The organism is Deinococcus piscis (assembly GCF_014653275.1).
GTDB lineage: Bacteria > Deinococcota > Deinococci > Deinococcales > Deinococcaceae > Deinococcus > Deinococcus piscis.
In genome coordinates this window covers 24067-32606 of the sequence record NZ_BNAL01000031.1, presented here as the reverse complement: position 1 = coordinate 32606, position 8540 = coordinate 24067, and the positions used below count along the sequence as shown (strand labels likewise).

Below are 8540 nucleotides of genomic sequence, written 5' to 3'. Positions count from 1 at the left end.
CGCAAGTCATTCCCATACCCAGCCGCCCCAACACGTTTCATCCTCTTATTATGTCAAATGCTCTAGACTCTAGACATGACCACAACTGATTTCGCCACACCCCTGGTCAGCGCCGAGTGGCTCCGCCAACACCTCCACGACCCCAGGCTGCGCCTGCTGGACTGCCGCTTTGACCTGCGCGACGCGCTGCTGGGACGCATGGCCTATATGGAGGGCCACATCGAGGGCGCGGTGTACGCCGACCTGGAAATGACCCTGAGCGGCCCAGTCACCGAATCGGGCGCCGGAGGCCGCCACCCGTTGCCAGAGCCGGAAGCCCTGGCGAGCTGGGTGGGCGAGCAGGGCATTGGCCCAGAGTCCTGGGTGGTCTGCTACGACGCGGGCGGCGCTCAGGGCTACTACGCGGCGCGGGCCTGGTGGCTGCTGCGCTGGCTGGGGCACGGGCAAGTGGCCGTGCTGGACGGTGGCCTGGCCGCGTGGCAAGCGGCGGGCGGCGAGCTGACCGACGCGGAGCCGCAGCACGTCCCCGCCACGTTCACCGCACAGGTGCAACCCGGCTTCGTGGCGACGGCTGAGGATGTGGCGGCGCTGCCCGCTGACACGCTGCTGATTGATTCGCGTGCGCCGGAGCGCTACCGGGGCGAAACCGAGCCGATAGACCGCCGGGCCGGACATATTCCGGGCGCAGTGAACCGCAACTGGGCGGAAGCGCTGGATGAGTCGGGACGCTTCCGGGACGCCGAGGCTCAGGCTAAGCGGCTAGGTGCAGAGAATGGGCAGGCCACCGTAACCTACTGCGGCAGCGGCGTGAGCGCTACGCCCAATCTGCTGGCCCGCGAACTGGCGGGCGTGCCGCTCGGGCCGGACAACCGCCTCTATGCGGGCAGCTGGAGCGATTGGGTCAGCAATGAGGAGCGTCCGGTGGCCACAGCGTCAGCGCCAGAGTGAAGACGACGTGTGCAGCAGCCCACTTGGCAGACCATAGCCCCTGACACCTATCACTTGAAAGGCACGACAGCGCCATTCCCAAGAGACTTCTGGCATTTGTCAGATTTTTGCAAGGGATGATGGTTTAGCTTTAAATTTATCCATTTATCATGATATAAATCGGCATGCAAACCAGCGTGCCTGCTTCACATTCCACTTGGCAATCCAAGATGGCGGCTCTCGGCCCCGGCATCATGATGGCTTCGGCAGCCATCGGGGGATCGCACATCGTGTCCTCGGCGCAGGCGGGCGCTCTGTTCGGCTGGCAGCTGGCCGGGCTGATTCTGCTGACCAATCTGCTGAAGTATCCCTTTTTCCGCTTTGGGCCGCAGTACACGATGGAAAGCGGTCAGAGCCTGGTGGAAGGCTACGCCCGCAAGGGCCGGGGCTACCTGTGGGTGTTCTTCATCCTGTGCGCGGTGTCGTCTGTCATTTCTACGGCGGGCGTGGGGCTGCTCTCGGCAGTTATCCTCAACTCGATGCTGCCCGCCGGCTTCGCACTAAGCGGCCCTGTCATGGCCAGCGTGATGATGCTGGTGGTGTGGGTGCTGCTGGTGGCCGGGCACTACAAAGCCCTCGACGGCATCACCAAACTGATCGTGATCGGGCTGACCATAGCGACGGTGGCTGCAACCTTCATCGCTGCCAGCAAAGGCTCCAACATGCTGCCCGGCTTTGTGGAACCCTCGCCGTGGAACCTGGCGACGTTGCCCTTCTTGGTGGCGCTGGTGGGCTGGATGCCTGCCCCGATTGAGATCAGCGCCATCAACTCCATGTGGATCAGGGCCAAGCAGAAGATCAGCCCCGCCAACTACGCCGATACCATCTTTGACTTCAACGTAGGCTACGTGACCTCGGCTGTACTCGCTATCTTTTTCGTGGCGATGGGGGCCCTGGTCCAGTACGGCAACGGCGAGAAGCTGGAACCGGCCAGCGGCGCTTATATTGCCCAGCTGGTGCAGATGTACGGCAGCACCATCGGAGAGTGGTCCAAGCCAGTGATCGCCTTTATCGCCTTTATGTGCATGTTCGGCACCACCATCACGGTGGTGGACGGCTACGCCCGCGCCAGCGGCGAGGCCCTGCGGCTGCTGCGCGGCGAACCGGAGCTCAAGAACCGCGACATCTCGCTGTGGATCACCGGCATCAGCATTCTTGGCCTGGCAATCATCCTGCTGATGCAAAACCAGCTGGCGGGCATGCTCAAGTTCGCCATGACCAGCGCCTTTGTCACCGCGCCCATCTTCGCTTGGCTGAACCTCAGCCTGGTCAGCGGCGAGCAGCACCTGTCGGGCACGCTGAGGGTTCTGGCTTATGCCGGTCTGGTCTTTCTGGTCGGGTTTACGCTGCTGTTCCTCGCCAACCTGATGGGCCTGATCGGCTAAGGCTGCGCGGAAGACGGGGCGGGAGGGAGAGGACACAGCCGCCTCTCCCTCCCGCCTTACTGACCTGTCCGGCTCTAACTCAGGGCACGGGGATAGCTGCCCACCACTTTGAGGAACGTGGCGCGCTCCTGCATTTCGGCCAGTGCCTGCGCCACACTGCTGTCCTGCGCGTGGCCCTCAATATCAATAAAGAACACGTACTGCCACAGTCCACCGCGCACCGGGCGGCTTTCGAGCTTGGTCATGGAGATGCCCAGGCGGCTGAACGGCTCCAGCAGGCGGTGCATGGCTCCGGCGTGTTCGGCCTGCGGCGCGGCCACCACCAGGGTGGTGCGGTCCTGCCCGCTGGGGCCAGGGCTGGCGTGCCCCAGCACCAAGAAGCGGGTGGTGTTGCTGGGGTCGTCCTCTATGTTTTGCTCTAGCACGTTCAGGCCGTACACGCTGGCCGCCGCACTCGGCCCCAGCGCGGCCACCGTCGCCTGTCCCGACTCCGCTGCCAGCCGGGCCGCCTCCGCGTTGGAGCTGACCGGCAGCCGCTCGGCGGCGGGCAAGTGGCGGGTCAGGTAATCCTGGCACTGAGCCAGCGCCTGCGGGTGGGCGTAGATGTGAGTCAGGGCAGCGCTGTCTTCGCCGGGCGACATCAGACAGTGATGAATGCGCAGCGTGACCTCGCCGCAGGCCCGCAGCGGCGTGGCAGGCAGCAGATCAAGGGTGCGGTTCACGGCTCCCTCACTGCTGTTTTCCACCGGCACCACGGCGTAATCGGCCTGCCGGGCTTCGACCTCCCGCAGCGCTGCGTCAATGGTGGCGCAGGGGGCCAACTGCGCTGCGCCACCAAAGTGCCGCTGGGCGGCCTGCTCAGTAAAAGTGCCCTGCGGCCCCAGGTAGGCCACCGTCAGCGGGCGTTCCAGGGCCAGGCACTCGCTCATGATTTCGCGGAAGATACGGCGCACCGCGTTGCCATGCAGCGGCCCGGCATTCAGCGCGGCGATGCGGGCCAGCACCTGCGCCTCGCGCTCGGGCCGGTAGACAGCTGCCGTGCCCTTGAGCGTCCCAATGGCCCGCGCCTCGGCAGCCCGCTGACTGAGCAGGTCCAGCAGTTGCGCGTCAATGGCGTCTATCCGCTCGCGGTGCGGCGCAATAGCAGCAGCCAGCGCTTCGGCAGATGAGGCGGCAGACGAGTCAGGACGGTCAGGCTGGTCGGACATGGCTCATTGTAGGGGCTGGGGACTTTTGGGGCACGGCGGCCCCTAAGTACATCGAAGTTAATCTTTAGATTAACCGAGCGAAGCGAGTATCGAAAAAAGTGCGTCGCACCGGGAATGGAGAGGTTGCGGCGTGTTTCCGGAATCTCGAAATGTTAGGTGCGAGGTACTTAGCCCACCCGGTCTTTGCTCTGGGCCAGCATCACCCGGCTTTCCCCCAGGAACTGCTCGCCCAGCGGCCCGAAGAACTCCTGCACCTCGCGGAAGCGGTCTGCAAAAGCGTCCCGGTCCTGCCCTTCCAGCAGCTCAATGACGTCGGCCAGGGTGGCGTGGTAGTCACGAATCAGGTCCAGATGCTGGCGCTGAGACTGAATGATGTCGTAGTACAGCTCCGGGTCCTGTGCAAACAGCCGGCCCACCATCATCAGCTCCAGGCGGTAGATGGGACTGGACAGGGCCAGCAACTCATTCAGCTGCGGCCCCTCGCGGCAGAGGTTCAGGCCGTAAGCGTAGGCGGTGGCGTGGCGCATGGCCTGAATCAGCCCCATGTGACGGTCGTGCTCCTCAGGCTGGGCAGGGTGCAGGCGCAGGCCCCACAGCCGCAGCTGCTCTAGCAGCCAGTCCACTTCCCCCGGCTCGCCGCGCCCCCGGCAGAACACGGTCACTTCCTTGGCAAAAGTAAGTACGTCGGGGCCGAACATTGGGTGCAGCCCCAGCACTGGCCCGGCGTGCGCGGCCAGCATGGCCTGCATGGGCGCGGCCTTGACCGAAGTCAGGTCGGCCAGCAAGCAGCCAGGTGGCAGTGGCGGCAGCGCGGCAATCACAGCGGCGGTGTCATGAATCGGCACGCTGACCAGCACCAGCCCGGCCCCTGCGACCAATTCGGCGGCGCGGTCCCAGTCCCCACGCTCCAGCACAGCCACCTCATAGCCCGACTCGCGGAACGCCTGCACAAAGCGGCGGCCCAGTCGGCCCGCGCCCCCCACCACGACCACCCGCAGGCCAGGACGCACGCCCAAGCTGTGCCCGCTTTCCTGCACGTAGCTCTCGCGCATGCAGCGGCGCAGCACATCCTCGGCCAGGTCAGGGCTGACCCCCAAAGTTTCAGCTTCGGCGCGGCGGGCCTCCAGCAGGTCCGCTTCGCGCTCTGGCACATAGATGGGCAGGCCCTGGGCCCGCTTCACCTCCCCCACTTGCCGGGCCAGCTTGACCCGCCGCTGAAGCAGACGCAACAGCTCGCGGTCTCCCTGATCAATCTGCTCACGCAGGGCAGCCAGTTCGGGCGGCGTCACCCTTCTTCCCCTACGGTCAGCAGGTAATGCACGCCGCTGCTGCGCTGAAAGCCGTAGCGGTCATACAGACGCTGGGCGGCCAGGTTGTCGCCCGCCGTCTCCAGCACCACCCCTCTGGCCCCGCTCTGCACCGCCAAGTCACGGGCGGCGTCCAGCAGGGCCAGGCCCACCCGCTGCCCCCGGAAGGCGTCACGCACGAACAGGTCATTCAGAATCCACAGCCGCCGCATCCGCACACTGGAAAAGGAGCGGTAGAGCTGGGTAAAGCCAGCGGGCCGGTCATTGACCAGCGCCAGCAAAATCACCGACTCGCCCAGCAAGAGCCGCTCGCGCAGGAAGTCGCGCGCTCCGGCCTGGTCAGAAGGCTGGGCGTACCAGACGCGGTACTCGTCAAACAGTTCACTCAGCGTATCGAGGTCGTCCAGGGTCGCGTGCCGAATGTGCAACATGGGTCAGTGTACTGTTCCGGCCTCCAGAACGGGTGCTTAGCGGGAAGAGCGGCGGACCATCTCGGCAGTAGCCGCCTCAAAGCCCAACGCTCCATAAAGCGGGCGGCCCGCTGGCGTGGTGCTCAGGCCCAGCACCGACACTCCCCGCGCTGCTGCCGCTGCCAGCACACGCATGAGCAGCTGCCGCGCTATCCCCTGCCGCCGCCAGCTCGGGTGGGTCCAGACATTGACCACCCGCCCACGCCAGGGCTGCGGGTCGTCCCTGGTCGGCCCCCATTCCAGCAGGATCAGGCCTGCGCCGCCGACAACTCCTCCTCCGCTCTCGGCCAGCCAGCCCAGATAAAGCCCGCGTTCTAGTGCGCTGGGCAACCACTCCGCGTAGGCCCGCACAGCTGCATGGTCTGGCGGCAGGTCCGGCAGACGGTGCCGGGCCACCGTGTGAGTGTCAGCCAGGGTGACGGAACGAACGGTCCAGCTCACCGAATCTCAGCCCTGACTTCACCGTCGGCAAACTGCAACGTGACCTGCTCCCCAGCCCGCAGGTCGGCGGCGCGGGTCGCCACACCGTCCGCGCTGCGCACCACCGCGTAGCCCCGCGCCAGCGTGCGCTCCGGCGACAGCCCCACCGCCGAGCGCATCAGGGCCGTCACGTCGCGCTCGGCCCCTGTCAGCTGGCGCTGCACTGCCGCACGGAGCCGGTCACGCAGCCAGCGTATGCCCGCGTCCGCGTTCACAGCTTCTTCGGTCCCAGCGCGGCGAATGGCCTGCCAGTCGGCCTGGGCCTGAGCCGCCGCATTCACCACTGTCCGGACGATGTGGGCTGCCGCTTTGCTGGGTGTATCGGTCCTGAGCGCGGCCAGCTCGTCGGGAAGGGTGTCGTCGCGGGCGTGCCCCAGCCCCGTGATGACCGGCACCGGAAAGAGGGCCAGCGCCCGGCCAAAGTCCAGGTCATTGAGCCAGGCCAGGTCCGTGGCGGCCCCCCCACCCCGGATGACCACCAGCGCGTCAAGCGGCTCTCTGGCGTGCAGCTCCAGCGCAGCCGAGGCGGCGCGGGTCAGGCTGGCACTCGCTTCACGGCCCTGAAAGGTGGCCTGAAGGTAGTGCAGATCCAGCACGCCCGCCGCCTGCAACGGGGCCACTTCACGGTGAAAGTCGCCCAGGCCAGCGGCTCCTTCGGGAGCGATGACGGCCAGCCGGGCGTAGTCGGCAGGCAGCGGCAGGGCGCGGTTCAGGGCGTACACCCCTTCTGCCTGCAAGGTTTCACGCTGCGCCCTCAGCTGGGCGGCAGCCTCGCCCAGCGTGAACTCCGGCGCGATGTCCTGAATGTGCAGCGAAAACCCGTACTGTGGGTGGAATTCGGCCGTACAAAAGAGCAGCACTTTCATGCCGGTGCCCAGGCCGCCGCCGGTCACGCGGCGGAACTTGCCTTCCAGGGCGTAGCGTTCGCGGGCCCACAGCGCGGCGCGGCACTTGGCAACCTGCTGCCCACCTTCGAGCTGAATCAGTTCCAGGTACAGGTGGCGGCGGTCTGTCAGCTCGGCAATCTCAGCCCGCACCCACACCGCTCCGGGCAGCCCGCGCCCTAGCACCTGCCCCACGTAGTCCAGCAGCTCGGACAGTTCCAGCCACTGCGTCGGCGGCGGGGGTTCAGCACTTTGACGGCGGGCGGGGCGGCGGGGCGGCATGGAACTCAGTCTAAGGCGCAGCGGCCCCTGTCACCCGGCGGCCTGCTCAGAAGTATGCTTTGGCCTGCAGATTGCTCAGCTTGAGGGTCGCGCCGGCTGACAGGCTGCCTTCCCGCAGTTGCAGCCCGATGTGGCCGGTGCCTTCGTAGGCCAGGGTGTTCAGCAGGTCGCCGCGCAGCAGCAGTGGGGCCTGAGCCGCACCCGCCGCAAAGCTGACTGTACCGATGCTCTGGCCGCCGCTGGCGCAGGCGCTGTAGTCCGCATAGGCCATGCAGCCGACCGGCAGATCTCGGGTCAGCAGCACGTCAAAGACAGTCGGTTCACCCACCGGCTTATTCAGCGCAGCGGTGCCGGTCAGCTGGAAGTTCTTCAGCTGGCGGCTGACCGGCGCGGGGAAGAGGGTGCCGTTCTGGAAAATCCGCAGGCCGGAAGCGGTCAGGGGCACCGGGGTGGTCAGACTCACATCGGGCAAGCCCACTGCGGGCAGGGGAACCGTGCCGCAGCCGGCCAGGGTAGGCACGGCCAGCAGAGGCAGCAGCCGGGACAGGGTCTTGATCATGGGAGCAGGCTAAAGCGGGGCCGCTCACACCCGGCTTACACGCCGTGTCCTCTGAAAGCCCTACAGCTGCTGCGCCAGCACCCGGCCCAGCACTGCTGCCATTAGGCCGCCGCCCACGCTCAGGCCCACATAGAGCGCCGCTTCACCGTAAGCCCCACGCGTCAGCAACTGATCCAGGTCCACGCTAAATGTGCTGAAGGTCGTAAAGCCGCCCAGCAGTCCGGTGCCCAGCGCCAGCCGCGCTGCGTCGGGCAACAGGCCTCGGCCCACCAGTGTGAGCAACAGCCCCATCAGAAAGGCCCCCAGCACATTGATCAGCACCACGCTCAGCGGCCAGCCCGCCCGCAGGGTGAGGGGAGCCAGCAGCAGCCCGGCGGCGTGACGCAACACAGCGCCCGCCGCGCCACCCAGAGCGATATACAGCCAGGTCATGGGCACATGCTAGCGGCCTGGCTGTGGTCTGATTCGCTGTTCAGAGCCACGCGCCAGCAGCTCTCCGCGTCAGGAGTGGGACCGCCAGACCCCATAAATCAGCAAGCTCGCAGCCACCCCGCCCGCTGCGGCACGCAGATGGTTGGCCGGGAGCCAGCCCTCCAAGAAACGCACCCACTCTCCATCCGGCTCAGTGCGGCCAAGCGTCACGCGGGCCAGAGCCTCATTGAGTGGAACATTAACAGCAACCGTCACGCCAAACACGCCTACCAGATACAGACTGCTGCCTATCAAGACAAATAGAACCCCGCTTTCCCGCCAGGACCGGGCCAGAACCACCAGAAGCACGGCGCTGACCAGAGCCGTACCCATAAACACTGGCATGAAACTGGATTTGAGCACCACCAGATTGATGCTCTGCATGCTCGCCACGCCCTGATGTGAAGGCAGCCGCTGAAGCGCGGGCATGATGAACGAAGAAAATCCGAAGAAGGTACCAGCCATCAGTGCACTGCCACCAGCCGCAAGGACCGCCAAAGCTGTTTG

Annotated in this window: 10 protein-coding genes; 2 read left to right on the top strand and 8 right to left on the bottom strand. The window is 66.1% G+C overall.

All coding sequences use genetic code 11. From position 1 onward, the window contains the following. Positions 1 to 75: 75 nt before the first annotated feature. Both IE158_RS10900 and IE158_RS10895 read left to right on the top strand, forming a co-directional pair. Complete coding sequence (locus IE158_RS10900) at positions 76 to 948, top strand: sulfurtransferase (protein WP_189643737.1); 873 nt, start codon at positions 76 to 78, stop codon at positions 946 to 948. A 176-nt stretch (positions 949 to 1124) separates the two neighbouring features. Then, positions 1125 to 2372, top strand: a complete 1248-nt coding sequence (locus IE158_RS10895; protein WP_229839079.1) for an NRAMP family divalent metal transporter — start codon at positions 1125 to 1127, stop codon at positions 2370 to 2372. A 74-nt stretch (positions 2373 to 2446) separates the two neighbouring features. Here IE158_RS10895 and pheA read toward each other — a convergent pair whose 3' ends face one another. The 8 genes from pheA to IE158_RS10855 all read right to left on the bottom strand — a co-directional run bounded on the left by pheA (position 2447) and on the right by IE158_RS10855 (position 8498). Beyond that, positions 2447 to 3580, bottom strand: coding sequence for a prephenate dehydratase (gene pheA / locus IE158_RS10890; RefSeq protein ID WP_189643735.1), 1134 nt, complete (start codon positions 3578 to 3580; stop codon positions 2447 to 2449). A gap of 167 nt (positions 3581 to 3747) precedes the next feature. Then, complete coding sequence (gene tyrA, locus IE158_RS10885) at positions 3748 to 4869, bottom strand: bifunctional chorismate mutase/prephenate dehydrogenase (protein ID WP_189643734.1); 1122 nt, start codon at positions 4867 to 4869, stop codon at positions 3748 to 3750. After that, positions 4866 to 5318, bottom strand: coding sequence for a GNAT family N-acetyltransferase (locus IE158_RS10880; RefSeq protein WP_229839078.1), 453 nt, complete (start codon positions 5316 to 5318; stop codon positions 4866 to 4868). Before IE158_RS10880 ends, tyrA begins: the two co-directional genes overlap by 4 nt. A 36-nt stretch (positions 5319 to 5354) precedes the next feature. Next, complete coding sequence (locus IE158_RS10875; RefSeq protein ID WP_229839077.1) at positions 5355 to 5798, bottom strand: GNAT family N-acetyltransferase; 444 nt, start codon at positions 5796 to 5798, stop codon at positions 5355 to 5357. Further along, positions 5795 to 7003: an exodeoxyribonuclease VII large subunit gene (gene xseA / locus IE158_RS10870; RefSeq protein WP_189643733.1), complete on the bottom strand. Its 1209-nt coding sequence runs from the start codon at positions 7001 to 7003 to the stop codon at positions 5795 to 5797. The genes IE158_RS10875 and xseA overlap by 4 nt, the downstream gene beginning before the upstream one ends. A 46-nt stretch (positions 7004 to 7049) precedes the next feature. Further along, on the bottom strand, positions 7050 to 7562 hold the full coding sequence (locus tag IE158_RS10865) for a hypothetical protein (RefSeq protein WP_189643732.1): 513 nt from the start codon (positions 7560 to 7562) through the stop codon (positions 7050 to 7052). 60 nt (positions 7563 to 7622) lie between these two features. Beyond that, a complete protein-coding gene (gene crcB, locus IE158_RS10860; protein WP_189643731.1) occupies positions 7623 to 7994 on the bottom strand; it encodes a fluoride efflux transporter CrcB in 372 nt (123 codons plus the stop codon). A gap of 69 nt (positions 7995 to 8063) precedes the next feature. Continuing rightward, the gene (locus IE158_RS10855; protein WP_189643730.1) at positions 8064 to 8498 is read right to left on the bottom strand and encodes an anthrone oxygenase family protein; all 435 of its coding nucleotides are present in this window, start codon (positions 8496 to 8498) and stop codon (positions 8064 to 8066) included. Positions 8499 to 8540: the final 42 nt, after the last annotated feature.